Source organism: Salipiger sp., from assembly GCF_048261495.1.
Taxonomy (GTDB): domain Bacteria; phylum Pseudomonadota; class Alphaproteobacteria; order Rhodobacterales; family Rhodobacteraceae; genus Salipiger.
Genome location: NZ_JBLXFX010000006.1, coordinates 76,613 through 101,433, shown reverse-complemented (window position 1 = coordinate 101,433; position 24,821 = coordinate 76,613). Strand labels below are relative to the sequence as shown.

Here is a 24,821-nt window from a genome sequence, read left to right as displayed (position 1 = left end):
TCTTGCAGGATGATTGCCCATGCCCCCTGATACCGACACCGCCCGGATCGCCGAGGAAGAACGCCGCTCCGGGTGGCGCACGATCCGGCGCGTCGGGCCCTATCTCTGGCCGGACGGTCAGGGCTGGGTCAAGAAGCGGGTCGTCGCCTCGATGCTGCTGCTGCTGGTGGCCAAGCTGATCGCCGTCGGCACGCCGATCCTCTACAAGGACGCGGTCGACAGCCTCTCGGGCGAGGTGTCGGACCTGATGCTGGGCGCGGTCGGGCTGACCGTGGCCTACGGCGTGGCGAGGCTGATGACGGTCGGGTTCCAGCAATTGCGCGACGCGATCTTCGCCCGCGTCGGCCAGCGCGCCCTGCGGCGGCTGGCGCTCGAGACCTTCAACCACATCCACCGACTCTCGCTGCGTTATCACATCACGCGCAAGACCGGCGGGCTGAGCCGGATCATCGAACGGGGCGTGAAGGGCGTGGAGTTCCTTCTGCGCTTCATGCTGTTCTCGGTCGGGCCGCTGATCCTGGAACTGCTTCTGGTCGGGGCGGTGCTGTTCTGGCTGTTCGACGTCTGGTATCTGGCGGTCGTCGCCCTGACCATCGCGCTCTACGTCTGGTTCACCTTCAAGGTGACCGAATGGCGGGTAAAGCTGCGCCGGACCATGAACGAGCAGGATACCGACGCCAACCAGAAGGCCATCGATTCCCTGCTGAATTTCGAGACGGTGAAATATTTCGGCGCCGAATCCCGCGAGGCGGCGCGCTACGACTCGGCCATGCGCGGCTACGAGGCGGCGGCGGTCAAGACCACCACCTCGCTTGCCTTCCTGAACTTCGGGCAGTCCTTCCTGATCACCGGCGGGCTGGTCGCGGTGATGGTGATGGCGGCGCTCGGGGTGCAGAACGGCACGCTGACGGTGGGCGATTTCGTCATGGTCAATGCCTACATGATCCAGATCACCATGCCGCTCAACTTCCTCGGCACGGTCTACCGCGAGATCCGCCAGTCGCTGGTCGACATGGGAGAGATGTTCGACCTGCTGGACCAGCCCGCCGAGGTTTCGGACAAGCCCGGCGCGCCGCGACTGGCGGTGTCGGGCGGCGTGGTGTCCTTCGACGCGGTCGCCTTCGGCTACGACCCGGTGCGACCGATCCTCAAGGGTGTGAGCATCGAGGTCGGGGCGGGCGAGAGCGTGGCCCTCGTCGGCCCCTCGGGATCGGGCAAGAGCACGATCGGACGGCTTCTGTTCCGCTTCTACGACGTGGCGGGCGGGGCGATCCGCATCGACGGACAGGACATCCGCGACGTGACGCAGGAAAGCCTGCACGCGGCGATCGGCGTGGTGCCGCAGGACACGGTGCTGTTCAACGATTCCATCCGCTACAACATCGCTTACGGGCGCGACGGAGCCACCGAGGAGGAGATCGTGGCGGCGGCGCGCGCGGCGCAGATCCACGAATTCATCGCTTCGCTGCCCGAAGGCTACGACACCGCCGTGGGCGAGCGCGGGCTGAAGCTCTCGGGCGGGGAGAAGCAGCGCGTCGGCATCGCGCGGACGCTGCTCAAGAACCCGCCGGTGCTTCTGCTGGACGAGGCGACCTCGGCGCTGGATACCGAGACCGAGGCGTCGATCCAGACCGCCCTGAAGCGCGCGGGCGAGGGCCGTACCGTCATCACCATCGCGCACCGGCTGTCGACCATCGCCGATGCGGACCGGATCGTGGTGCTGGAACAGGGCCGCGTGGTCGAACAGGGCACGCACGAATCGCTGCTGGCGCGGGACGGCCGCTATGCGCAGCTCTGGTCCCGGCAACAGGCCGAAGACGTCGCCGCCTGACCAAATCTTTTGCAAAAAGATTTGCAAATTCCTTTCAAGGAATTTGGCGCGTCGCAACCGATGGGGCGCGCGGGCGTTTTCTGATGGACTGTCGAAGGCGTCCCGGGATTGGTCATGTTTCCTGACCGCCCTTGTTTCCGATAGGAAACGCGCCTAAAGGGGTCGGCGACCCCATACCATTGCATACCTTGACCAGGAGGCCCGCCATGACGACCCGTATCGACCGCCATGGGTTGCAGATCGACCCCGTGCTCCACGATTTCCTCGAAGAGAAGGCCTTGCCGGGCACCGGGCTCGATGCCGACGGGTTCTGGGCGGCGCTGTCGCAACTGGCGCATGAGTTCGGCCCGAAGAACGCGACGCTTCTGGCGCGGCGCGAGGAGCTTCAGGAAAGCATCGACAACTGGCACCGCGAGCATGCGGGCAAGCCGCATGACGCCGCGGCCTATCGCGCTTTCCTCGAGGTGATCGGCTATCTCGTGCCCGAGGGCCCGGACTTCGAGATCGAGACCACCGGCACCGATCCGGAATTCGCCTCGGTTCCCGGCCCCCAGCTCGTGGTTCCGATCACCAATGCACGCTATGCGCTGAACGCGGCAAACGCGCGCTGGGGGTCTCTCTACGACGCCTGTTACGGCACCGATGCCATGGGCTCCCGGCCGGCCGGGGGCGGCTTCGATGCCGCACGCGGGGCCGAGGTCGTGGCGACCGCGAAGGCGTTTCTCGACGCGACCTTCCCGGTGTCCGGCGGGGCCCATGCCGGGGCCTCGGGCTACGCGGTCGAGGGCGGGGCGCTGCTGGTCGGCGGGCGACCCCTCGTCGATCCGGCGCAGTTCGCCGGTTATCGCGGCGCGGCATCGGCCCCCGAGGCGGTGCTGTTGAAGAACCATGGCCTGCATGCGGAACTGGTCATCGACCGGGATCATTTCATCGGCAAGGACGATTTCGCCGGCCTGGCCGACGTGCTGATGGAATCCGCCGTCTCCGCGATCATGGATTGCGAGGATTCGGTGGCCTGCGTCGATGCCGCCGACAAGGCGCTGGCCTACGGCAACTGGCTGGGGCTGATGAAGGGCGATCTGGCCGACCGTTTCGAGAAGGGCGGCAAGACCGTCACCCGGACGCTTGCCGCCGATCGCAGCTACACCGCGCCCGACGGCAGCGCGCTGGAGTTGAAGGGGCGCGCGCTGATGCTGGTGCGCAACGTCGGCCATCTGATGACCAACCCGGCGATCCTGCTGAAGGACGGCTCGGAAATCTTCGAGGGTCTGATGGATGCGATGATCACCGCGACCATCGCCCTTCACGATCTTCAGAAGGATGGCGGGCCGCGCAACTCGGTGATGGAGTCGGTCTACGTGGTGAAGCCCAAGATGCACGGGCCAGAAGAGGTGGCCTTCGCGGACGAGATCTTCACCTTCGTCGAGGCGGCGCTGGGCCTGCCGCAATATACCGTGAAGCTCGGCATCATGGACGAGGAGCGCCGGACCTCGGTGAACCTCAAGGAATGCATCCGCGCGGCGAAGCACCGCGTGGCCTTCATCAACACCGGCTTCCTCGACCGGACCGGGGACGAGATGCACACCTCGATGGAAGCGGGCCCGATGATCCGCAAGGGGGAGATGAAATCGACGCCCTGGATCACCTCCTACGAGGATCGCAATGTCGATATCGGCCTGGCCTGCGGGCTGCGCGGCCGCGCCCAGATCGGCAAGGGCATGTGGGCGATGCCGGACCTGATGGCGGACATGCTGAAGGCGAAGATCGCCCAGCCGAAGGCCGGGGCGAACTGCGCCTGGGTGCCGTCGCCCACCGCCGCCACGCTGCATGCGCTGCATTACCACGAGGTCGACGTGCTGGCCCGCCAGGCCGAGATCGCCGCGGGCGGTGCGCGCGGCACGCTGGAGGATCTGCTGACCTTCCCCGTCGCCGCAGGGCAGAACTGGTCGGAGGACGAGATCCGCGAGGAGATCGAGAACAACGCCCAGGGCATTCTCGGATACGTGGTGCGCTGGGTCGACCAGGGGGTCGGCTGTTCCAAGGTGCCGGACATCCATGACGTCGGTCTGATGGAGGACCGCGCCACCTGCCGGATCTCGTCGCAGCACATCGCCAACTGGCTGCATCACGGGGTGGTCTCGGAAGAGGAGGTCATGGCGGTGATGAAGCGCATGGCCGAGGTCGTGGACGCGCAGAACGCCGGGGATCCGGCCTATGTGCCGATGGCGCCGGGCTACGACGGCGTGGCCTTCCGGGCGGCCTGCGACCTGGTGTTCGACGGGCGGGTGCAGCCTTCGGGCTACACCGAGCCGGTGCTGCACCGGCGCCGGCTGGAGTTGAAGGCCGGTTGATCGCGGCAGCAAGGGGCGGGTCGGGAGCGGAGCCGGACCCGGTGCCTGTACGGGGCGGGCGCGCCTGCGGCGCGCGGTCGGGGGCGCTGCCCCCGTCGCCTTCGGCGACTCCCCCGGGATATTTGTCAAACCGAAGAAGGAGAGGGACATGGCGGGAATTTCACTGAGCCGGGCGCGGACGATCATCCGTCGCGCGTTCGAGGCGGGCAAGGAGATGGGGCTGCAGCCGCTGTCGGTGATCGTGCTGGACGAGGGCGGCAACGTGCAGGCCTTCGAGCGCCAGGACGGCGCGGCGCCGGGGCGGTTCCAGATCGCGCTCGGCAAGGCCTACGGGGCGGTGATGCTGGGCATGCCCGGTTCGGCGCAGATGGCGCGGGCCGAGGCACAGGCCTATTTCATCGCGGCGGCCAACGGTGCCTTCGGCGGCAAGCTGATCCCGGTGCCGGGCGGCGTGCTGGTCAAGGATGCCAAGGGGCGCACGCTGGGCGCGGTCGGCGTGACCGGGGACAGTTCGGACAACGATGCGGCCGTGGCGAAGGCCGGGATCGAGGCCACCGGGCTGACCGCCGTGGTCTGAGGACTGCCGGTCTCTGCCTGATTGTCGGGCAGAAATGCACATTTGTCTCTGCACCGCGGCACAGAGGCAAAACGGGAACCTTTCGAAAAGGTTCCCGTTGCATTATGTAGGCGGGGGACAGACTTGAAGAGGTTCTGAATGGCCCGCCCCGTCGTCGGCATCATCGGCAACCAGCACATGCTCAACGACACCTATCCCGCCTTTGCGGGGGGTGCGATGAACGCCGAAGCCGTATCCTGCGTTTCCGACTGCCTGCCGCTGCTCATCGGTGCCGACCCGCGTTTCGTCGGGGTCGACGAACTGCTGGAGGCCTGCGACGGCTTTCTGCTGACCGGCGGCCGGCCCAACGTGCACCCCGAGGAATACGGCGAGGAGGCGACCGAGGCGCATGGCGCCTTCGACCGGGCGCGCGATGCCATCGTCCTCCCGCTGGTGCGCAAATGCGTGGAACGCGGTCAGCCCTTCCTCGGCATCTGCCGCGGGTTCCAGGAGGTGAACGTCGCTATGGGCGGCACGCTCTATCCGGAGATCCGGGATCTGCCGGGGCGGATGAACCACCGCATGCCCCCGGACGGCACGATGGAAGAGAAGTTCGCGCTGCGCCACAAGGTGACGCTGAAGGAGGGCGGCATGTTTCACCGCCTGTTCGGCGCGACCGAGGTCATGACCAACACGCTGCACGGGCAGGGGATCAAGACGCCCGGCGCCCGGATCGAGATCGAAGGCCATGCGCCGGACGGCACGCCGGAGGCGATCCACGTCAAGGGCGCGCCGGGGTTCACCCTTTCGGTGCAATGGCACCCCGAATGGGATGCCGCCAACGATCCGGTGTCGCGCCCGCTGTTCGTCGCGTTCGGCGACGCGGTGCGCGCCTGGGCCGCCGGCAAGCGCATGCCGCGGCGCATCTCGGCCTGATAGCCGCAGGCCGCGCCCCGGTTGCGGGCGCCGGGATGTCCTGACCGGATCTCGCGGGACGCGCCGCGGTGCGCCGATCAGGCGGCGGTGTCGTAGGCGCGGTGATGCCTGCCGGTGTCGAGCAGGGCCCGTGCCTCGTGCCGCTTCAGGCAGAGCCGGGCGGTGCCTCCGTAGCGCGTCGGGTCGGCGCGCAACTCCGGGAAGGCGGCGAACAGATCCTGCCGCGAGGCATCGGAGAGCGCGGCAAGGCCGCGCGGGCCGGGGTGGAAGCTTTCGGTGGCCATGCCTTCGGCAATCAGCACCTCGTGGCGGTCGGTCATCAGGTGCAGGTAGGTGACCATGCCGCCCGGCACCGCCCGCGCCAGCCCGCAATCGGCCAGGTGGGTTGCGGAGACCAGCACCTCCGGCGTGCCGAAGAGAAGTTCGGCGCGGTGGTCGCAGATCAACATCCGGTGCTGGGGCGACACCAGCAGCGGCGCCCTCGCACCCTGCAGGCCGGGCGCCACGCGGATCGGGGCGAAGGCGCCTTCGGCCCGCACCCGGCGCGCACCGATCCAGCGCAGCGGATGCAACCCGCTGTCGCGCGTCACCAGGAGGTCGCCGACCGACAGGGACTCGACCGGGCGGTAGCCGGTGGCGGTCAGGAGGCGGGTGCCGGGGGTGAAGCAGATGATGCTGTCGATGTTCGAGAAGCTGACCAGCGTGCCGTCGTACATGTAGGCGCTGCCGGTCAGCTCTCCGCCGTTGTCGGAGGTGATGGTCAGCGTGGTGCGGTCGACCAGCCCGTTGAGGTTCAGGATGTCGCCGCCGGATTGCCCGGTGGTCAGCCCTTCGATGTAGATGGTGCCCGGTCCGCCGCCCTCGGCCAGATCCACCAGGGTGATGACGTCGTCGCCGTCGCCGCCGATCACCGTGTCGCCCTTGCCGGCGAAGATCGTGTCGTTGCCTGCGCCACCCTCGAGGCGGTCGGCCCCGGTGCCGCCCGCGATCACGTCATCGCCGTCACCGCCGTAGAGGCTGTCGTTGCCGTCGCCGCCGAGCAGGGAATCGTCGCCCTCGTCGCCGTGCAGCCGATCGTCGCCGCCGAGGCCCGAGAGCGTATCGTTGCCCCCGCCGCCGTAAAAGACGTTGGTCCAGGCGATGCCGTCGTCGATCCCCTGCATGTCGTAGCCGGTGAGGCTGTCCGCGAATGCCGAGCCGATGAGGCCGTCGATGCCGGAGCCGCCCGCGTCGCCCTGCGCATGGCCGCCCGAGAAGGTGCCGGTGGACAGGTCGACCGTCACCCCCGCATCGGACCCGGCGTAGCTGGCGTAATCCATGCCCGCGCCGCCGTTCAGCGTGTCGGCCCCGGCGCCTCCCTCCAGCGTGTCGTTGCCGTTGCCTCCGTTCAGCAGGTCGTTTCCGGTGCCGCCGTTCAGGGAATCCGCGCCCTCTCCGCCGTCGAGCGTGTCGTTGCCCGCGCCGCCCAGAAGGGTGTCGTCCCCGGCGCCGCCGATCAGGGAGTCGTTGCCGGAATTCAGCGCCACCGCGTCATAGTGCAGATCGGTGACCCAGATGCCCTGGGTGTTGCCCTGACCGTTGGCATAGACGATGCGGATGGACGAGACCGGCCCCGCGATCTCGACCAGCACCGAGCCGCCCGCCTGCGCGGCGGTGTCGGCGACCTGGTTGGCGGTGATCGTGTTGCCGGACACGGTGTCGCCGCCCGACGGCGTCAGCGTGACCGTGACCGGGTTGCCGTTGGCGTCATAGGCCAGGACGGTGACGATGTCAGTGTGGTTGTTGGCGCCCCAGTCGATGTCGTTGATGCGGAAGCTGACGTTGCGGACCGAGTTTTCCACCTGCGCGCCGCTCGACGCCGAGAACGAGATCTGCGTGGTCGAGGTCGCGCCGTCGCCCTGGCCGTAGAGGTAGAGCGAGGAATAGCCGGGATAGGTCTCGCCGGCCGCGTGATACTGCGCGTCGTCCGTATCGACCTGGTAGGTGGGGTTGTTGTTGCCGTTGTTGGTGAAGCCGACCGTGACGTCGATATTGCCGGTGTCGCGGGTGAAGCCTCCGGCAAGGTTGGTGCCGTTGTTGCCGAGGCTCGACCATTGCAGGGTCTCGGCGATGGTGGCCGGGCTCTCGGTGCCGTAATCGCCATAGACCAGGTCGTTGCCGTCGCCCGCGTCAATCGTGTCGTTGCCGGTGCCGCCATAAACCGTGTCGTTGCCCGCCCCGGCGGAGATGCTGTCGTTCACCCCGAGCGGGTTGGTGTCGATGCTTTCGCCCTGCGCGTCGGCATAACTGCCGTTGATGAGGTCCGCGCCCGCGGTGCCGTTGACCACCCCGTCCTGGTATTCGGTGTAATTGAAGGCGATGTCGCCCCGCGCGGCGTTCGGGTTGCTGTCGTAGTCCAGCACCTGATAGCTGCGCCCGGTGACGAGCTGGTATTCGGACAGGGTGTAATGCCCCGAGGCGGCGCCGTTCTCGACGTCGAACTCGGCCAGTTGAAAGACCTTGCCGGTGACGGTGTCGCGCAGGGTCCAGACCGATTCCGCGTCGACGGTGGTGTTGATCGACGTGCCCGCGGCGGTGGTGACGGTGGCGGTGGCGCTTTCGCTCCCGGCGCTGTCGTCGTCGAGGGTGAGGCCCTCGATACCGCTTTCGTTGTCGGTGATGGTCGCGCTGCCGGTGCGGGCGGTCGGACCCGACCACACGAAGGTGGAGTTGGTCCCCGTCGACAGGATCGTCCGCGGATCTATCGTATAGAAGCTGACTGAATACGTCGCCATTACGAGACTGCTGACCACTCTGACCCGGTGATCCCGTCTTGCGCGGGACCTTCAGGGGCAAAGCTCTACAGGCCCTCGATGGCGCCAATTTGATGCGAACTTGGTTAAAATACGGCTTGAAGGCCTCCGGGCGGTCGGTGGCGGAACGCCGTGCGGGGCCGCGCCCGCCCCGGAAAGGGCAGGGCGCGGCCCCGGTGCGGCAGGGGGTCAGACCGCGAAGCTCACCACCTTGTTCAGCGGCAGTTCGCGGTGGCGTTCGCCGGTCAGGTCGAAGATCGCATTGGCCAGCGCGGGCGCGGCGGGGGGCGTTCCGGGCTCGCCGATACCGCTGATATGCGCGCCGTTTTCCAGGACGCGCACCTCGACCTCCGGCATCTGGCCCAGCCTGAGCGCGTCGTGGTCCCAGAAATTCATCTGTTCGACCATGCCGTCGGCAAAGGTGATCTCTTCCATCATCGCCGCCGACAGACCGTAGACCAGGCCGCCCACCAACTGCTGCTCGATGATGCCGGGGTCCAGCGCCACGCCCACATCCGCCGCCATCCAGGCGCGGGTGATGCGGATGTCGCCTTCCTCGTCCGCGACCTCGATCACGCAGGCGACCGGGGTGCCGAAGCTGTAGCACATGGCGATGCCGCGCCCGGTGCCTTCGGGCTTGTCGGGCCAGCCGGACATCTCCTTGACCGCCTCGATCACCTCCCGCGCGGGGTCCCAGTCGGCGGCGGCAAGGCGGAACTCCAGCGGGTCGGCCCCCGCGGCATGGGCCATCTCGTCCATGAAGCTTTCGTGGAAGAAACCGTTGTAGCTGTTCCCGACCGAGCGCCAGAAGCCGACCGGAACGTTCAGGTCGGGCGCCACGTGGCCGCGCGCGCGGTAGCCGGGGATCTTGTAGGGCTGGTTCCAGAGGCCCTCAACATGCACCTGATCGGGACCGCCGGGGGCAAAGCCCATCCAGCGGTTCAGCGCCTGCCGGGCGGTCGAGGGGCCCGCCACGGCGGCGTCGAACAGCACCGGCGCGCCGTCCTTCACCGCACCGCGCATCCGGGCCAGCGCGCCGGGGCGGTAGAAATCGTGGGTCATGTCCTCTTCGCGCGACCAGACGGTCATCACCGGGACGCCCGGCAGCGCCTTGGCGACGCGGGTCGCGAGGACCGAAAAGTCCAGCTCGCCCCGCCGTCCGAAGCCGCCGCCCATGAGCGTGGTGTGCACCGTCATGCGCGCCTCGTCGATGCCCGCTTCCTCGGCGCAGGCGCGGCGCACGAAGGTCGGAAGCTGGTTGCCGGACCACAGCTCCACCCCCTCGGCGGTGACGCGCGCGGTGGCGTTCAGCGGCTCCATCGTGGCATGGGCGACGAAGGGCACGCGGTACTCGGCGCGCAGTTCGGTCGCGCCGGCGGGCAGGCTGTCGGGCTTGCCCTCGTCCCGCAGGGTCGAGTCGGGGTCGAGGTCGAACGCCGCCGCGATCTCGTCGAAGATCGCCTCGGTGGTCGCGGCATGGGGGGCGGGGTCCCATTCCACCTCGACCGCGTCGGCGGCCTGCATGGCAAGCCAGGTGTTCGAGGCGATGACCGCGAAACCGTCGCCCAGATCGACGACCTTCTCGACGCCGGGCATCGCCTCGGCGTCCCGCGCATCCATCCGCGTCATCCCGGCGCGGCGGGGCGACATGCGCAGGGCGGCGTATTTCAGCCCCTCGGGGCGCACGTCCATCGCGTATTCCGCGGTGCCGGTGCTCTTGCCCACCATGTCGATCCGGGGCAAGGGCCTGCCCAGCAGCTTCCACTCGGAGCGCTCGCGCAGCAGCACCTCGCGCGGTTCGATCCCCGCCGCCTCGGCGGCCAGGTCGGTATAGGCGAGCGTGGTGCCGTCCGGGGCGATCACCGCGCCGTTCTCGGTGCGCAGCCGGGCGACGTCGACGCCGAGACGGTTCGCGGCGGCGCCCTTCAGCATCTCGCGGGCCGCCGCGCCGGTGGCGCGCATGCGGTCGTAGCCGTCCTTCATCGCGGTCGACCCGCCGGTGACCTGCATCTCGAACACCTTGCCGAGATGGCCCGCGACCTCGCCCATCTTGTGGGCAAAGGCGCTCTTGTCATAGGGCTTGCCCGGCAGGGCATCGGCCATCATCGCGCTGTTGTAATAGGCCTGCGCGGGCGGCCCGTGGATCACCCGCACGTCTTCCCAGGCAAGGTCCATCTCTTCGGCGATCAGCGCGGCCCAGGTGGTGTGGGTGCCCTGTCCCATCTCGGCGCGGGGAGCGATCAGCGTGACGCCGTCACCGTCGACGAGCACGAAGGCGTTGAGCGCGGTCTCGCCCTCGGCCGGTTTCAGCGGGTTGGCGGCGGGCCGGGCCACGTACCAGGCGCCGATCGCGACCCCGCCCGCGATGGCGGCGGTCCCGAAGAGAAAGGTGCGGCGGGCGATCTTTCCGATGCTTGCCATGGCTCAGCTCTCCATTCCGGCGGCCGACCTGATGGCGGCGCGAATGCGGGGATAGGTGCCGCAGCGGCAGAGGTTGCCCGACATCGCCGCGTCGATCTCGTCGTCGGTGGGCTGCGGGGTGGTCGCCAGAAGCGCCGAGGCCTGCATGATCTGGCCGGACTGGCACCAGCCGCATTGCGCGACCTGATGGTCGATCCAGGCCTGCTGCAGCCGTGACAGGAACTCCGGGGTGCCGGTGCCCTCGATCGTCGTGACCTCGCCCCGGACGTCGGAGAGCGTGGTCTGGCAGGAGCGCACCGCCTCGCCGTCGATCATCACGGTGCAGGCACCGCAGGCCGCGACACCGCAGCCGTATTTGGTTCCGGTGAGGTTCAGCGCGTCGCGCAGCACCCAGAGCAGGGGAACGTCGCCGGGCAGGTCGACATCATGTGTGCGGCCGTTGACGGTGAGGGTGGTCGGCATGGGAAACTCCCGGCTGTGATTTTTGACATTATCAACGAGTTTTGTCAGAGTGTCAATTGACAGATTTTCGGGAAAGTGTCAGACAGTCCGCATGAGCGATGCGCAGCCCGATCCCGATCCGAAGCGCGCCGCGATCCTGGCTGCCGCCATTCGCGGATTCGCGGCCTACGGATTCCGGCGCACCTCGATGGAAGACATAAGCCGCGGGGCAGGAATGTCCCGTCCGGCGCTGTATCTTCATTTCGACAACAAGGAGGCGATCCTGCGGGCGCTGGTGGCCGAATACTATGCCGATGTCGCGCGGGACGTCGCCGCGGCGCTGGCGCAGCCCGGCGCGCCCGAGGCGGTGCTGACCCGGGCCTTTGCGGCGCAGGCGGGCGAGATGGCGGAACTTCTCATCGCCTCGCCGCACGGGGAGGAGCTTCTGTCGACCTCGCATGCGCTGAGCGCGGATCTCTCGGCCGAGGGCGAGGCGCGGCTCGCGCGGCTCTACGCCGGATGGCTGGCGCGGGGCGTCACCTCGGGGGCGCTGCGCCTGGCGGCGCCGCCCGAGATGGTGGCGGATGCGATGCTGGCGGCGCTGAAGGGGGCGAAGGTGCCGCCGTTTTCGGCCTACAGCGCGCGGCTCAAGGTGCTGGCGCAGATGTTCGGCCGGGGCATGACCGCGACGCGGGGCTGATCCGGCGGTGCGCCTTCGGCGCGCAGGTTTGACGGGGGGCCTGCGGCCCCCGCGCGTGGCGGCCTGACGCGCTTGCCCGGATCGGGCGCGGGTTGCCTTGCCGGAAAGGGCGTATTTGCGACAAGAAGAAGCCCCGGGGGCGGTGTCAGGTGACGGCCCGGCGGCGCCGGTAGCGGGGATTGTCCCACAGCGCGCCGCGCAGGGTGCGGGCGAGGGTCTCCACCGCTTCGCGGATGTCGTCCTCGGTGATGTAGAGCGGCGTGATGCCGAAGCGCATGATGTCGGGGGCGCGGAAATCCCCGATCACGCCCTGGTCGATCAGGGCCTGGATCGTGGCGTAGCCCTGCTCGAAGCGGAAGGAGACCTGGGAGCCGCGTTTCTCGTTGTCGCGCGGGGTGACGAGCCGCACGCCGGGGCAGTGGGTTTCGACCTCTTCGATCATCAACCCGGTGAGCGCGAGGGAGCGTTTGCGGATGTCGCGGATGTCGACCCGGTCCCAGATGTCGAGCGCGGCGTCCAGCGCGGCCATCTGCAGCACCGGGGGCGTCCCGACGCGCATCCGGTCGATGCCGTCGCCGGGGCGGTAGCTTCTTTCGAAGGCGAAGGGGTGGGCATGGCCGAGCCAGCCCGACAGCGCCGGTTCGGCCGCCTCGGAAAGGTCGGGCGCGACGTAGATGAAGGCGGGAGCCCCGGGGCCGGCATTGATGTACTTGTAGGTGCAGCCGACGGCGAAATCCGCAGCGCCCGCGGTGACGTCGACGGGCAGCGCGCCGGCGGAATGCGCCAGGTCCCAGATCACCAGCGCGCCCATCTCGTGTGCCTTGCGCGTGAGCGCGGCGAGATCGTGGCGCCGCCCGGTGCGGTAGTCGACCTCGGTCACGAGAAGGACCGCGACCTCTTCGGTGATCGAGTCCTCGAGTTCGTGCGGGCGGGCGAGGCGCAGCTCGTGGCGGTCTCCGGTCAGGCGGACGAGCCCCTCGGCCATGTAGAGATCGGAGGGAAAATTGCCGGAATCCGACAGGATCACCCGCCGGTCCGGGCGCAGGTCGAGCGCGGCTGCCAGGGCCTGGAAGACCTTGATCGACAGCGTGTCGCCGACCACGGTCTGTCCCGGCGCCGCGCCGATCAGCGCGCCGATGCGGTCGCCGAGGCGGCGGGGCATCTGCATCCAGCCGCAATTGTTCCAGCCGGTGATGAGTTGCTCGGCCCATTCCTCGTGCAGCATGCGCTCGATGCGGGCGGGGGTGGCCTTGGGCATCGGGCCGAGCGAATTGCCGTCGAGATAGATCATGCCGAGGGGCAGGTGGAACTGCTCGCGGGTCCAGGTGAAATCGGTCAAAACTCTCCTCCGGCGATCTGGATGGCCTGGCCGTTGATGCTGCCCGAATCGGGACCGCAGAGCCAGAGGGCGGTTGCCGCGATCTCGTCGGGCGCGATCAGGCGGTTGTGCGGGTTGGCGCCGTTCACGAGACGGGTGGCGGCGTCGCGGTCGAGACCGTCGCGCGCCATCACCCGTTCGATGTTCCGCGCCACGTGCACCGTGTCCACGTAGGCGGGACACAGGGCGTTGAAGGTCAGCGGCTGGCCGAGGTGATCGGCGGCGAGCGCGCGAATCAGGCCGACGAGCCCGTGTTTCGAGGCGACATAGGGCGCGCAGCGTTTCATGCCCCGGATGCCGGCGACGGAGGCGACCGCGATCACCCGGCCCCAGCCGGCGCGCGTCATGCCGGGAAGTGCTTCGCGGATGCTGAGGAAGGCGCCGTCGAGGTTGACCGCCATGGTGCGCCGCCAGGCGTCGAGGCCGGTGTCGGGGATCAGCCCCTGTTCGGCATGGCCGGCATTGGCGACCAGCACCTGCACCGGGCCGAGCGCGGCGACGGCGCGGGCGATGCCGTCGCGCACGGAGGGTTCCGAGGCAACGTCCATGACCAGCGGATGCAGGCCGCCCCCGGCCCGTTCCAGCACCTCGGGACGGCGGCCGGCGATGGTGACGGTGGCACCGCGCGCGGCGAGCGCGCGGGCGATGGCCAGGCCGATGCCCGTGCCGCCTCCGGTGACCAGCGCGTGTTTGCCGTCGAGCATGCCATGCCTTTCCTGTCGCCGCCGACCCTGACGCGGTTTTGCGGGACAGGCAAGGCGATGGCGCCGCGCGGCGCCCCGGCGGGCGGCCCGGTGCCGGAGCGCCGCGCCGCGGGATATTCGGGGCCAGAAGAAATCCGGGGGTATGGCTCCGGCGCCCGCCGTGATACGCAAGTTTGTTGCGGAATGTCGCGGCACCCAGCAATTTATGCGAAGGTGGCTTTGACTCCTGCGCGGGATGTGATTTACCCCGTGCGGTGCGGTTGTGGCCCGCCTCTGCTGCCTGTAGACGAACTGCAGGCTGCGGTTGACGCTGCGGGAAGGAATCCTTTTGAAAGGCCAAGGGGGACGAGAGACGTGAAGATAGGGACGCCAAGGGAGATCGCTTCGGGCGAGAACCGGGTTGCGATGACGCCGGATTCGGCGGTTCAATTGCAGAAGCTGGGGTACGAGTGCCTGATCGAGTCGGGCGCTGGCGAAAAGGCGGGATTTTCGGATGCGCTTTACACCGCGGCCGGTGTGTCTGTCGTCGAGGGGGCCGAGGCGCTCTGGGCGCAGTCGGACATCATCGCCAAGGTGCGCATCCCCGAGATTTCGGAGCTCGAGCGGCTGACGCCCGAGAAGACGCTGATCACCTTCTTCAACCCCGGCGGCAATGCCGAGGGGCTGGAGCTGGCGAAGGCCAAGGGCGCCAACGTCATCGCGATGGAGATGGTGCCGCGGATCTCGAGGGCGCAGAAGATGGACGCGCTGTCCTCGATGGCGAACATCGCGGGCTACCGTGCGGTGATCGAGGCGGGCAACAACTTCGGCCGCTTCTTCACCGGGCAGATCACCGCCGCGGGCAAGGTGCCGCCGGCCAAGGTGCTGGTGGTGGGCGCCGGCGTGGCTGGGCTTGCCGCGATCGGCACCTCGACCTCGCTCGGGGCGATCACCCATGCCTTCGACGTGCGTCCCGAAGTGGCCGAGCAGGTCGAATCGATGGGCGCGCAGTTCGTCTATCTCGACTTCGAGGAAGCCCAGCAGGACGGCGCGGCGACGGGGGGCTATGCCTCGGTTTCCTCGCCCGAGTTCCGCGAGGCCCAGCTGGCGAAGTTCCGCGAGCTGGCCCCCGAGATGGACATCGTGATCACCACCGCGCTGATTCCGAACCGCGAGGCGCCCAAGCTCTGGCTGGCCGACATGGTTGCGGCGATGAAGCCCGGTTCGGTCATCGTCGATCTTGCCGCCGAAAAGGGCGGCAACGTCGAGGGCACGGTGATGGACGAGAAGGTCGTGACCGAGAACGGCGTGACCATCATCGGCTACACCGACTTTCCCTCGCGTATGGCGACGCAGAGCTCGACGCTCTACGCCACCAACATCCGCCACATGATGACCGACCTGACGCCCGGCAAGGACGGCAAGGTCGATCACAACATGGAAGATGACGTGATCCGCGGCGCGACCGTGGCCTACCAGGGCGAGATCACCTTCCCGCCGCCGCCGCCCAAGACCAAGGCGATCGCGGCCGCCAAGCCGAAGGAGAAGACGCCCGAGCTGACGCCCGAACAGAAGCGCGCCGCCGAGGTGGCCGCCTTCAAGGCGCAGACCAGGTCGCAGGTGACGCTGCTTGCCGTGGGCGGCGCGCTGCTGCTGGCGGTGGGGCTGGTCGCCCCGGCAAGCTTCATGCAGCACTTCATCGTCTTCGTGCTGTCGGTCTTCATCGGCTTCCAGGTGATCTGGAACGTCAGCCATTCGCTGCACACGCCGCTTATGGCGGTGACCAACGCAATCTCGTCGATCATCATCCTCGGTGCGCTCATGCAGATCGGGTCGGGGTCGTGGCTGGTGATCATCCTCGCCGCGCTCTCGGTGTTCATGGCGGGGATCAACATCTTCGGCGGCTTCCTCGTGACGCGGCGCATGCTCGCCATGTTCCAGAAGTCGTAAGGGGGGACAGGTATCATGGAATTCGGATTCACCACGGCGGCCTACGTGGTCGCGGCCGTCCTCTTCATCCTCTCGCTGGGCGGGCTTTCGGGCCAGGAAAGCGCCAAGCGGGCGGTCTGGTACGGCATCGTCGGCATGGGCCTCGCGGTCTTTGCCACGCTGATCGGGCCCGGCTCGGGGCTGTGGCTGCTGTCGCTGATCCTGATCGCGGCGGGCGGCATCATCGGCACCTATGTCGCCAAGAAGGTCGAGATGACCGAGATGCCGCAGCTCGTGGCGGCGATGCATTCGCTCGTCGGCCTCGCGGCGGTCTTCGTCGGCTACAACGCGCATTTCGAACTGGGCAGGGTTCTGGCCATGGACGAGAGCGCGCGGGCGGGTCTGCACGGCTTTGCCGAGCTGCTGGCCCACAAGTCCGGCGTCGAGCAGAACATCCTGCGGGTCGAGCTGTTCCTGGGCATCTTCATCGGGGCGGTGACCTTCACCGGCTCGGTGGTGGCCTACGGCAAGCTGGCGGGAAAGCTGACCTCGAAGGCGGAAAAACTGCCGGGCGGGCACATGCTGAACGCCGCGGCGGCGCTGATCTCGCTGGTCTGCCTGTTCTGGTACTTCGGCACCGGCGGCTTCTTCCCGCTGTTCCTCATGACGCTGGCGGCGCTGTTCATCGGCTACCACCTGATCATGGGAATCGGCGGCGCCGACATGCCGGTGGTGGTGTCGATGCTGAACAGCTACTCGGGCTGGGCGGCGGCGGCGATCGGCTTTTCGCTGGGCAATGACCTGCTCATCGTGGTGGGGGCGCTGGTCGGCTCCTCCGGTGCGATCCTGAGCTACATCATGTGCAAGGCGATGAACCGCAGCTTCGTGTCGGTGATCCTCGGCGGCTTCGGCGGCACGGCGGGCCCGGCGGCGGAGATCGAGGGCGAGCAGATCGCCATCGACGTCGACGGTGTCGCCTCGGCGCTGGACGAGGCCGACAGCGTGATCATCGTGCCGGGCTACGGCATGGCGGTGGCGCAGGCGCAGGCCAACGTCGCCGAACTGACCCGCAAGCTGCGCGCCAAGGGCAAGGAGGTGCGGTTCGCCATCCACCCGGTCGCGGGCCGTCTGCCGGGGCACATGAACGTGCTGCTGGCCGAGGCCAAGGTCCCCTACGACATCGTGCTGGAGATGGACGAGATCAACGAGGATTTCCCCTCGACCGACGTGGTGATCGTGATCGGCTCGAACGACATCGTGAACCCGGCGGCGCAGGAAGACCCGAACTCTCCCATCGCCGGGATGCCGGTGCTGGAAGTCTGGAAGGCCAAGCAGGTCTTCGTGTCCAAGCGCGGCCAGGGCACGGGTTACTCGGGGATCGAGAACCCGCTGTTCTACAAGGACAATACCCGCATGTACTACGGCGACGCAAAGCAATCCATCGGCGACCTGCTCAACAAGATCGGGTAAGTCGACGGATCGTCATGACGGGGGCCCTGCCGGAAACGGCGGGGCCCTTTTCGTCTGCGGCACCCGGGGCCCGGCGCCGGAACGAGGGGCGCTGCCCCTCGCGCTCCCCGGGATATTTTTCAACCGAAGAAGGCGGGGGGAGTTTCGGGGGCCGTCGCGATCGGTCCCGGCGGTCAGCCGCGGGACAGCAGGCTCAGGACGATGCTGGCGCTGCTGGAAGTGGCCGAGGATTGCAGATTGCTCTGCATGAGGTAGCGGCGGCGCAGATCCTCCATCCGGTCGGGATCGGTGAAATCCTCGAGGGCGGAGGTGCCGAAGTAGCTTTCCGAGCGGTGTTTGAGTTCCTTGAGCTGGCGGTCCACGTCGAGCGTGCCGAAGCTGTCGGGGAGCTGGAACACGGTTTCGAACACCTCGCGCAGGAGGTTGGAGGCCATGACGCCGTACCAGCGGGAATCGTTGCCCTTGGCGTTGCCGATCACCTTGCCGAGGTCGCGCTCCATCGACAGGGCGACCCGCATGGATTCGTCGCTTTCGCCGATGCTGATCTCGAACTGGCGGTCGAGGTAGTTGGTCACGACCTGGTCGGCGAATTCCGGCGGGTAGATCCTGTCGGTGTTCGGCTCCTCGATGCGGAAGGCATCGGCGAGGGCGAGGTAGCGGCCGTCGGTGACGCCGTGGATCATCGCGGCGGGGTCCGATCTGTCGGAGTTCAGGATGCGGTTGACATAGCCTGCCTGGTTGCTGCGCGAGGGCAGGCCGAAGAACTTGTAGGTTTCCAGCATCAGCTTGATGTCGCTGAAGAAGTCGTTGGACGTCGTGACCGGCTCGGATCGGGCATTCAGCGTGGTGACGAAGGATTGCAGGGTGCTGGTGAAGGGCTCCTCGGCGAGGGCGGCCTGCGCCATTTCGTGGAAATCGAACACCCCGGCGAGGGCGGCATAACGCTTGTCCTCGAGCTGGTTGGCGAAGGAGGTGGAGTCGTTGAGGTTCGAGCGCAGCACCGAATCGAGGAAGTCGGGGCGGTAGACGTCGTTTTCCAGCCCGAAGACGCGCAGCGCCTCCGTCAGGAGGGTTTCATCCTCCAGCAGATCCTCGGGCGTTTCGAGCGTGGCGGCGGCATCGGCGAAGACCGAGGCGAAGCCGTAGACGGTATTGCGATCCTTGACCTTGTCGGAAAGGTCGAAGGCTTCGGCAAGCTCGGCATAGCGCGGATCGGCGAGGCGGCGGGCGAAGGAGGCGGGATCGGTCGGATCCGATTCCAGCACCTTCTTGAGGAAGAAGGTGTTGCCGATGTCGCCTTCGAGATCGAAGGTCTTGAGCGTCGCACGCAGCAGCGACGTGTTGCCGAGCAGGTCGTCGGCTGTGCGGATGGCGGCGAGGTCCCTGGTCACATCCTCGGCCGATTTGCCGTCGGGCAGCTGCGGCCCGCTTTCTCCGGCAAAGTTGAAGGCCTTGGCGAAGGCGAGGTAGCGCTTGTCCGCCAGGCGGTTCGCCAGCGACTTGCTGTCGGCGAGGTCGGAATCGAGGATCTTCTTGATGAAGGCCTTGTTGTCGAGATCGTCCTCGAGCCCGAAGGCGCCGAGCGCGACCCGGAGCATCGCGCGATCCTCCATCAGTTGATCGGAGGTCTGGATATCCTTCAGTTTTTCGCGGAAATGTTCGGTGTCGCGCGCCACCTGCGGGGAATTGGCCAAGGCCGCCTGCTGCGTCGCGCGGGTGCGCAGCAGGAAGTTGTAGCCCGCGATTCCGGTGCCCAGCGTGGTCGGAGAGAAGGTCATGGGACTGTGATCCTTTCGCGGCTGGCGTTGCCGGGGGCCGGGGGCGGCGCACATCGGGTTTCGGGCGCGAGACTACGCGCGTTGCGTTAAGGGAGTGTTCAAGCGGGCACGGTCGCTTGCGGCGCTCCTGCGGATCGGGCAACACTTCGGTCGGAGCGCCGAGCGGGCGGAACGGGTGAAGGGACCGGCCATGATCCTCCAGACTTCCTTGCCGTACGATGTCCATGCGCTGCGTCCGCTGCCGGGAATCGCACCGCTGGACCCGGCCGACTGGCTGCTCGTCGACGAGGTTCACGCGGCGCAGATGGCCGAGCGCGAGCGGCTGATGACGGAGCGGCGGGAGGAGGTGATCGCCCTCGATCCCGGGGCCATGCCCGCCGCGCTGGAGCTGCTCGACACGGTGCTGGAGCATCTGCCGCCGGGGCATGTGCGGGAGGGTGACGCGGTGCGCCGGCCGGACGGGGTTTCGGTGCGGCTGGATCGGGACGATCCGATGGCCACGCTCGGGCGGCTGGTGCAGGAGGATCTCTGCATCATGGAAAGGCACGGCGAGGAGCACGTGCTGACCGGCGCGGTGCTGTGCTTTCCCTCGGCCTGGCGCTTGCACGACAAGTTCATGCGCCCGCTGGTCGCGATCCATGCGCCGGTGGCGCCTTATGACGAGAACATCGCGCGGCGGGTGCAGCGGCTGTTCGACGGTATCCAGCCGGGGCGCCCGCTGTGGCGGTTCAACGCGCTCTGGTATCACGACCCGGCGCTGTTCCAGGCCAGCAAGGCCTTCAAGGAGCTGCGCAAGGAGAGGGAGGCAGAGGCGCCCTTCATGCGGTCGGAGCGCCAGTGCCTGCTGCGCCTGCCGAAGACGCGCGCGGTGGTGTTTTCGATCCACATCTACGTGCTGGCGCGCGCCTCGGTCCCGGAGTTGGCGGCCCTAGGGCAGGATTGAGGTCATCGCGCCGGACAGCATGTTGGTGTTTTCGAGCACGACGAACAGCGCGGTGAGCGACAGCGCCTGCGTGGCGAGCCGGAAATCCATGCCGCGCACGAGCCCCACCACCACCAGCGAGGCGGCGACCGGCAGCGACAGGGTGGCGAGGATGCCGGCCATGAGCCAGCTTGTCAGCGCCATGCGCCGCCGTTCGGGATCGGAGCCCGCCAGCAATCCGCGAATCCGGTCGAGGAGGCCGCGGCGCACGGGGCGGGGCTGCGGCGGCTCGGCGGGGGAGTCGGCCACCACGACGGCGGCCTGCGGTTCGGCTTCGTCGTCGAGAAGCTGGTCGAGGGTGCGCATCGTCACCACCTGCGGCGCGACGGGGGCCTCCACGCGGGACTTGCGGCGCTCGCTCGGCGAGAGGGCAAGACCGCCGGGCAGGTCGGCGGCGACCTTTTCCATCGCCTCGCGGATGCTTTCGGCAAGGGCCTGTTCGTCCTTGTGACTGATCGGGGCGAGATGCTTGCGGCGGGGCGAGACGTAGGAGCGCAGGCGGATGAAATCCGCGGCGCTGATATGCACGTCGGGGCTGCACCATTCCACCGATTCGGCCGGGCTGAACTGCAGGATGTCGAGCACGACATCGGAGAGGATGCGGGCCACGTCCTCGCCCCGGGGCACGCCGCCGCCGCGGGCGATGGCGCAGATCGCGATGCGCGGCCCGGCGGCGCAGTCGGGCTGCGGCACGACGAGCAGGCCGTAGCGGTCCCCCATCACCGCCGCACGCTTCCGGGAGCGGCGGGGCCGTTGTTGGGAGGCGCAATCCAGCCGCAGCAGGACCTCTTCGGCGGCATCCAGATAGGGGCCGGTTTCGACAAAGTCCGCATCGGGCAGGATGAGGCCCGCATAGGGGTACTCACCAGTCAGCATCTTGAGCTCCAGTAGCAAGAACGTCTGTCAAGGATGGCCGGGGAATACGCTCAAATTTGGACGGAACCGTGAACGTTAAGGGGCGGCAGGCAGGATTGCTTCCGCGACGGGAAACGGCGGATCCGGGGGGATCCGCCGTTCGGCCGTCTCGGGTTTTGGCGCGGGCCTAGTTGGCGATGCGCTCGGCGGCATAGGCGATGGCGCGCTGGTAGTTGCCGCTATCGTTCCAGGCCGCGAGAACGCCCGCATTTGCGGTGCCGGGGCCGAAGGGCTGACCGGGGCGCCATCCGTTCTGGCGCAGCAGGTTCGCGGCGGAGGCCAGCGCGTCGACCGCGTTGTAAGGATCGGCGCGGCCGTCACCGTTGCCGTCGACACCGAAGCGCACCCAGTTGCCGGCGAGGAACTGCATGTGGCCCAGCTCTCCCGAGGGGCCGCCGCGTTCGCCGGAGTTGATGATGCCGCGGTCCGCCAGGTTCAGCGCGGCGATGGCGTCGCGTTCGAAGCGGGGATGGCGGCGGCAGTAGGAGGCGAGGGTCACGGCGCCGTCGATGATCGGCGTCTTGCCGAGATAGCCGCCCCAGCTGGTTTCCAGACCCCAGATCGTCACCAGAACGGAGCCGGGCACGCCGTAGCGCTGCTCGATCGCGGCGAAGGTACGGGCGTTCTTGCCGAGCTTGGATTTGGCCTGGTTGATGAAGCCCTGCGCCGAGCCGCCCGAGCGTTTGGCGAGGAAGGTCGCCGGGTCGCCGTGCAGCGTGCCGGTCTGGCTGGAGGGGTTGGATTCGAATTTCCAGGTGATCCCGGACAGGTTTGCGCCCTGCAGCGCCTGCAGGCCGCGCTGGCCCACCCCCGCCCTCTGGGCATCGGCGGCAAGGCCCTGTTTGTACGCACCGAAGGCGCCCTGGCTGGTGATGCACTGGGCGGCCTGAACGGTTCCGGCGGCGGCCAGGCCGAGGCACATCATGGCGGCGAACGTGAAGCGGCGGGACATGTGAACTCTCTCCGAAAATGATCTTCGGCAGAGACGGTAGCCTGTTGCCGCCCTTGTTCAATGATAAATCAACGCGGCGGCGGAGAGGCGCCGGTATCCCGCGAGCCCGCTCAGGGCAGGGGGCGGGTGCCGGGCGCGGTGCCGATGCCCTGCTTTTCCAGCACGCCGAGCAGGTTGCGCGCGATCGGGTCAGAGGTCTTGAGCGCCCGCAGACGTTCGGCCGCGACGGCGGGCGACATGACGGCGGTCTGCGACTCGGTCATGCCGCCGGGCAGCAGCATCTCGAGCCCGGCGGGCAGACCGGCAGAGGCGGCGGGGCCGGAGTCCTGCAACCGCGCCAGCGCGGTCTGCACGTCCGTCGCGGCGCCGGGCCGGGCGGCGGTGCCGCCGGTGCCGGGTATCGCCCTCGGCTTGCCGAAGGTCGCGAGCGACCCCAGCCCCGGAAGGATCGTGCGCAGACCGTACCCGGCCCCCCCGAGCGCCATCGCCAGCGACAGCATGGAGATCACCAGCATCGCCGGTCCGAAGCCGCCCCGGCGCGGAACGCGGTCACGGGCGCGGCGGCCGCGCAGCACCGCGTCTACCAGCGCCTCGCCATCCGCCGGGGGCAGATCCGGCGGGGTCTCGGGGCCGGAGGGCGGCCGCGAGGGCCGGCGTTTCTCGATTCGTGCCAGTCGTTGCTGAAAGCTGTCGGTGCCCTGCATCTGTCTCTCCGGGGTGGTGTCGGTCCGGTCATGTCCGTCGCCACCATGGCAGCGCCGTCCGGCAGCAATGGGGCGGGGGGCGGGCAAAGACCGGGCAATCCGTTCCGCGGCGGGCAGGGCCGGAAACGCAAGAGGGGCGCTCCGAAGAGCGCCCCCCGTCCGTCCGGCCAAGGCCGGATCAGCAGCTGTAGTACATCTTGAATTCGGCCGGGTGCGGCGTCATTTCGTACTCTTCGAGCTCTTCCATCTTCAGGTCGATATAGCCTTCGATCTGCGACTTGGTGAACACGTCACCGGCCAGCAGATAGTCCATGTCGGCCTGAAGCTCGGTCAGGGCTTCGCGGAGCGAACCGCAGACGGTCGGGATCTCTGCGAGCTCTTCCGGCGGAAGGTCGTAGAGGTTCTTGTCCATGGCTTCGCCCGGATCGATCTTGTTCTTGATGCCGTCGAGGCCGGCCATCAGGAGCGCCGCGAAGCACAGGTAGGGGTTCGACGCGGGATCGGGGAAGCGGGCTTCGACGCGCTTTGCCTTGGGGTTCTCGGTCCACGGAATACGGACGCAGCCCGAGCGGTTGCGTGCGGAATAGGCGCGCAGCACCGGCGCTTCGTAGCCCGGAACCAGACGCTTGTAGGAGTTGGTGGACGGGTTGGTGAAGGCGTTCAGCGACTTGGCGTGCTTCAGGATGCCGCCGATGAAGTACAGCGCTTCCTGCGACAGGTCCGCGTACTTGTCACCCGCGAAGAGCGGCTTGCCGTCCTTCCAGATCGACATGTTCACGTGCATGCCCGAGCCGTTGTCGCCCTTGATGGGCTTCGGCATGAAGGTTGCCGACTTGCCGTAGGCATGGGCGACGTTGTGGATGATGTACTTGTACTTGAGCAGATCGTCGGCCTGCTTGGTCAGCGACCCGAAGACGAGGCCGAGCTCGTGCTGGGCGGTCGCCACCTCGTGGTGGTGCTTGTCCACCTTCATGCCGATGCGCTTCATGGTCGACAGCATCTCGGAACGGATGTCCTGGCTGTCGTCCGCCGGGTTCACCGGGAAATAGCCGCCCTTGTAGCCGGGACGGTGGCCGAGGTTGCCCATCTCGAATTCGGTGTCGGTGTTCCAGGCCGCGTGGTCGGCATCGACCTCGTAGGACACCTTGTTCGGGGTGACGGAGTATTTCACGTCGTCGAACAGGAAGAATTCGGCTTCGGGGCCCCAGTAGGAGGCATCGCCGATACCGGAGGCGATCAGGTAGGCCTCGGCCTTCTGGGCGGTGCCGCGCGGATCGCGGTCATAGGCCTCGCCGGTGTCGGGCTCGACGACCGAGCAATGGATGCAGAGCGTCTTTTCGGCGTAGAACGGGTCGAGGTAGACACTTTCCGTATCGGGCATCAGTTTCATGTCCGAGGCTTCGATCGACTTCCAGCCCGCGATCGACGAACCGTCGAACATGAAGCCTTCTTCGAGGAAATCCTCGTCGACCTCGTCGGCGATGACCGTCACATGCTGCAGTTTGCCCCGCGGGTCGGTGAAGCGGATGTCGACATAGGCGACCTCCTCGTCCTTCATCAACTTGATGACATCCTTGATGCTCATTCCCTACTTCCCTTTCTGTAACTTGGTCCTGTTGGAGCTTCGGCCGGGTTCAGAGCGCGTCCGAACCGGATTCGCCGGTGCGGATGCGGATGGCCTGTTCTACGGGGCTCACGAAAATCTTGCCGTCCCCGATCTTGTCGGTCTTCGCGGCGGAAATGATCGCCTCGACGGCGGCGTCCACCTGCTCGTCGTCGAGCACCACTTCGATCTTCACCTTGGGCAGGAAATCGACCACGTATTCCGCGCCCCGGTAGAGCTCGGTGTGGCCCTTCTGGCGCCCGAACCCTTTGACTTCGAGCACGGAGAGACCCTGAATGCCTGCGTCCTGAAGGGCTTCCTTAACTTCATCAAGCTTGAATGGCTTGATGATCGCCTCGACCTTTTTCATGGCCAGTTCTCCTCGTAATCCCGTGTCGG

At 67.7% G+C, this 24,821-nt stretch carries 19 protein-coding genes; 8 read left to right on the top strand and 11 right to left on the bottom strand.

The window, feature by feature from the left end; translation table 11 throughout:
- Nucleotides 1–19: 19 nt before the first annotated feature.
- The 4 genes from ACN0RJ_RS13635 (at nt 20) to ACN0RJ_RS13620 (ending at nt 5,674) form a co-directional block, all read left to right on the top strand.
- Nucleotides 20–1,831 carry an ABCB family ABC transporter ATP-binding protein/permease gene (locus tag ACN0RJ_RS13635; RefSeq protein ID WP_417724620.1) on the top strand — a complete coding sequence of 604 codons (1,812 nt, stop codon included), beginning with the start codon at nt 20–22 and terminating at the stop codon, nt 1,829–1,831.
- Nucleotides 1,832–2,037: 206 nt separating this feature from the next.
- Nucleotides 2,038–4,182, top strand: a complete 2,145-nt coding sequence (locus ACN0RJ_RS13630) for a malate synthase G (protein ID WP_417724619.1) — start codon at nt 2,038–2,040, stop codon at nt 4,180–4,182.
- A 148-nt stretch (nt 4,183–4,330) separates the two neighbouring features.
- Nucleotides 4,331–4,759, top strand: a complete 429-nt coding sequence (locus tag ACN0RJ_RS13625; protein WP_417720472.1) for a GlcG/HbpS family heme-binding protein — start codon at nt 4,331–4,333, stop codon at nt 4,757–4,759.
- 138 nt (nt 4,760–4,897) lie between these two features.
- Complete coding sequence (locus ACN0RJ_RS13620; protein WP_417724618.1) at nt 4,898–5,674, top strand: gamma-glutamyl-gamma-aminobutyrate hydrolase family protein; 777 nt, start codon at nt 4,898–4,900, stop codon at nt 5,672–5,674.
- A 77-nt stretch (nt 5,675–5,751) separates the two neighbouring features.
- On the opposite strand, the gene ACN0RJ_RS13615 is transcribed toward ACN0RJ_RS13620, so the two are convergent.
- The 3 genes from ACN0RJ_RS13615 to ACN0RJ_RS13605 form a co-directional block, all read right to left on the bottom strand.
- A complete protein-coding gene (locus ACN0RJ_RS13615; protein ID WP_417724617.1) occupies nt 5,752–8,448 on the bottom strand; it encodes a Hint domain-containing protein in 2,697 nt (898 codons plus the stop codon).
- Between the two features lie 207 nt (nt 8,449–8,655).
- Nucleotides 8,656–10,887: a molybdopterin cofactor-binding domain-containing protein gene (locus ACN0RJ_RS13610; protein ID WP_417724616.1), complete on the bottom strand. Its 2,232-nt coding sequence runs from the start codon at nt 10,885–10,887 to the stop codon at nt 8,656–8,658.
- A gap of 3 nt (nt 10,888–10,890) precedes the next feature.
- Nucleotides 10,891–11,349: a (2Fe-2S)-binding protein gene (locus tag ACN0RJ_RS13605; protein ID WP_417724615.1), complete on the bottom strand. Its 459-nt coding sequence runs from the start codon at nt 11,347–11,349 to the stop codon at nt 10,891–10,893.
- 91 nt (nt 11,350–11,440) lie between these two features.
- Between ACN0RJ_RS13605 and ACN0RJ_RS13600 the strand changes: the two genes are divergently transcribed.
- Nucleotides 11,441–12,028 carry a TetR/AcrR family transcriptional regulator gene (locus ACN0RJ_RS13600; RefSeq protein ID WP_417720477.1) on the top strand — a complete coding sequence of 196 codons (588 nt, stop codon included), beginning with the start codon at nt 11,441–11,443 and terminating at the stop codon, nt 12,026–12,028.
- 145 nt (nt 12,029–12,173) lie between these two features.
- Here ACN0RJ_RS13600 and kynU read toward each other — a convergent pair whose 3' ends face one another.
- Together kynU and ACN0RJ_RS13590 are read right to left on the bottom strand one after the other, a co-directional pair.
- Nucleotides 12,174–13,367, bottom strand: a complete 1,194-nt coding sequence (gene kynU, locus ACN0RJ_RS13595) for a kynureninase (RefSeq protein WP_417724614.1) — start codon at nt 13,365–13,367, stop codon at nt 12,174–12,176.
- On the bottom strand, nt 13,364–14,110 hold the full coding sequence (locus ACN0RJ_RS13590; RefSeq protein WP_417724613.1) for an SDR family NAD(P)-dependent oxidoreductase: 747 nt from the start codon (nt 14,108–14,110) through the stop codon (nt 13,364–13,366). Before ACN0RJ_RS13590 ends, kynU begins: the two co-directional genes overlap by 4 nt.
- Before the next feature lie 354 nt (nt 14,111–14,464).
- Here ACN0RJ_RS13590 and ACN0RJ_RS13585 point away from each other — a divergent pair, with 354 nt between their 5' ends.
- Both ACN0RJ_RS13585 and ACN0RJ_RS13580 read left to right on the top strand, forming a co-directional pair.
- Nucleotides 14,465–16,039: a Re/Si-specific NAD(P)(+) transhydrogenase subunit alpha gene (locus ACN0RJ_RS13585; protein WP_417720480.1), complete on the top strand. Its 1,575-nt coding sequence runs from the start codon at nt 14,465–14,467 to the stop codon at nt 16,037–16,039.
- 15 nt (nt 16,040–16,054) lie between these two features.
- Complete coding sequence (locus ACN0RJ_RS13580) at nt 16,055–17,488, top strand: NAD(P)(+) transhydrogenase (Re/Si-specific) subunit beta (protein ID WP_417720481.1); 1,434 nt, start codon at nt 16,055–16,057, stop codon at nt 17,486–17,488.
- Nucleotides 17,489–17,661: 173 nt separating this feature from the next.
- On the opposite strand, the gene ACN0RJ_RS13575 is transcribed toward ACN0RJ_RS13580, so the two are convergent.
- On the bottom strand, nt 17,662–19,266 hold the full coding sequence (locus ACN0RJ_RS13575) for a DUF1217 domain-containing protein (RefSeq protein WP_417724612.1): 1,605 nt from the start codon (nt 19,264–19,266) through the stop codon (nt 17,662–17,664).
- A 190-nt stretch (nt 19,267–19,456) separates the two neighbouring features.
- On the opposite strand from ACN0RJ_RS13575, the gene ACN0RJ_RS13570 reads away from it, so the two are divergent.
- On the top strand, nt 19,457–20,209 hold the full coding sequence (locus ACN0RJ_RS13570; RefSeq protein ID WP_417724611.1) for a heme-dependent oxidative N-demethylase family protein: 753 nt from the start codon (nt 19,457–19,459) through the stop codon (nt 20,207–20,209).
- On the opposite strand, the gene ACN0RJ_RS13565 is transcribed toward ACN0RJ_RS13570, so the two are convergent.
- The 5 genes from ACN0RJ_RS13565 to ACN0RJ_RS13545 all read right to left on the bottom strand — a co-directional run bounded on the left by ACN0RJ_RS13565 (nt 20,195) and on the right by ACN0RJ_RS13545 (nt 24,792).
- Nucleotides 20,195–21,142: a hypothetical protein gene (locus tag ACN0RJ_RS13565; RefSeq protein WP_417724610.1), complete on the bottom strand. Its 948-nt coding sequence runs from the start codon at nt 21,140–21,142 to the stop codon at nt 20,195–20,197. The two genes, ACN0RJ_RS13570 and ACN0RJ_RS13565, sit on opposite strands and share 15 nt — an antisense overlap.
- A 148-nt stretch (nt 21,143–21,290) precedes the next feature.
- Nucleotides 21,291–22,115, bottom strand: a complete 825-nt coding sequence (locus tag ACN0RJ_RS13560) for a lytic murein transglycosylase (protein WP_417720485.1) — start codon at nt 22,113–22,115, stop codon at nt 21,291–21,293.
- A 110-nt stretch (nt 22,116–22,225) separates the two neighbouring features.
- On the bottom strand, nt 22,226–22,819 hold the full coding sequence (locus ACN0RJ_RS13555; RefSeq protein WP_417724609.1) for a hypothetical protein: 594 nt from the start codon (nt 22,817–22,819) through the stop codon (nt 22,226–22,228).
- A 178-nt stretch (nt 22,820–22,997) separates the two neighbouring features.
- Nucleotides 22,998–24,404, bottom strand: a complete 1,407-nt coding sequence (gene glnA / locus ACN0RJ_RS13550; protein WP_417720487.1) for a type I glutamate--ammonia ligase — start codon at nt 24,402–24,404, stop codon at nt 22,998–23,000.
- Between the two features lie 49 nt (nt 24,405–24,453).
- Complete coding sequence (locus tag ACN0RJ_RS13545) at nt 24,454–24,792, bottom strand: P-II family nitrogen regulator (RefSeq protein WP_417720488.1); 339 nt, start codon at nt 24,790–24,792, stop codon at nt 24,454–24,456.
- Between the last annotated feature and the right edge of the window lie 29 nt (nt 24,793–24,821).

What these genes read in the sequence shown, in the direction of transcription:
- ACN0RJ_RS13635 (WP_417724620.1), top strand. Translation starts at nt 20, where the DNA reads ATGCCCCCTGATACCGACACCGCCCGGATCGCCGAGGAAGAACGCCGC.
- ACN0RJ_RS13630 (WP_417724619.1), top strand. Translation starts at nt 2,038, where the DNA reads ATGACGACCCGTATCGACCGCCATGGGTTGCAGATCGACCCCGTGCTC.
- ACN0RJ_RS13625 (WP_417720472.1), top strand. Translation starts at nt 4,331, where the DNA reads ATGGCGGGAATTTCACTGAGCCGGGCGCGGACGATCATCCGTCGCGCG.
- ACN0RJ_RS13620 (WP_417724618.1), top strand. Translation starts at nt 4,898, where the DNA reads ATGGCCCGCCCCGTCGTCGGCATCATCGGCAACCAGCACATGCTCAAC.
- ACN0RJ_RS13615 (WP_417724617.1), bottom strand. Translation starts at nt 8,448, where the DNA reads ATGGCGACGTATTCAGTCAGCTTCTATACGATAGATCCGCGGACGATC.
- ACN0RJ_RS13610 (WP_417724616.1), bottom strand. Translation starts at nt 10,887, where the DNA reads ATGGCAAGCATCGGAAAGATCGCCCGCCGCACCTTTCTCTTCGGGACC.
- ACN0RJ_RS13605 (WP_417724615.1), bottom strand. Translation starts at nt 11,349, where the DNA reads ATGCCGACCACCCTCACCGTCAACGGCCGCACACATGATGTCGACCTG.
- ACN0RJ_RS13600 (WP_417720477.1), top strand. Translation starts at nt 11,441, where the DNA reads ATGAGCGATGCGCAGCCCGATCCCGATCCGAAGCGCGCCGCGATCCTG.
- ACN0RJ_RS13590 (WP_417724613.1), bottom strand. Translation starts at nt 14,110, where the DNA reads ATGCTCGACGGCAAACACGCGCTGGTCACCGGAGGCGGCACGGGCATC.
- ACN0RJ_RS13580 (WP_417720481.1), top strand. Translation starts at nt 16,055, where the DNA reads ATGGAATTCGGATTCACCACGGCGGCCTACGTGGTCGCGGCCGTCCTC.
- ACN0RJ_RS13575 (WP_417724612.1), bottom strand. Translation starts at nt 19,266, where the DNA reads ATGACCTTCTCTCCGACCACGCTGGGCACCGGAATCGCGGGCTACAAC.
- ACN0RJ_RS13570 (WP_417724611.1), top strand. Translation starts at nt 19,457, where the DNA reads ATGATCCTCCAGACTTCCTTGCCGTACGATGTCCATGCGCTGCGTCCG.
- ACN0RJ_RS13560 (WP_417720485.1), bottom strand. Translation starts at nt 22,115, where the DNA reads ATGTCCCGCCGCTTCACGTTCGCCGCCATGATGTGCCTCGGCCTGGCC.
- ACN0RJ_RS13555 (WP_417724609.1), bottom strand. Translation starts at nt 22,819, where the DNA reads ATGCAGGGCACCGACAGCTTTCAGCAACGACTGGCACGAATCGAGAAA.
- glnA (WP_417720487.1), bottom strand. Translation starts at nt 24,404, where the DNA reads ATGAGCATCAAGGATGTCATCAAGTTGATGAAGGACGAGGAGGTCGCC.
- ACN0RJ_RS13545 (WP_417720488.1), bottom strand. Translation starts at nt 24,792, where the DNA reads ATGAAAAAGGTCGAGGCGATCATCAAGCCATTCAAGCTTGATGAAGTT.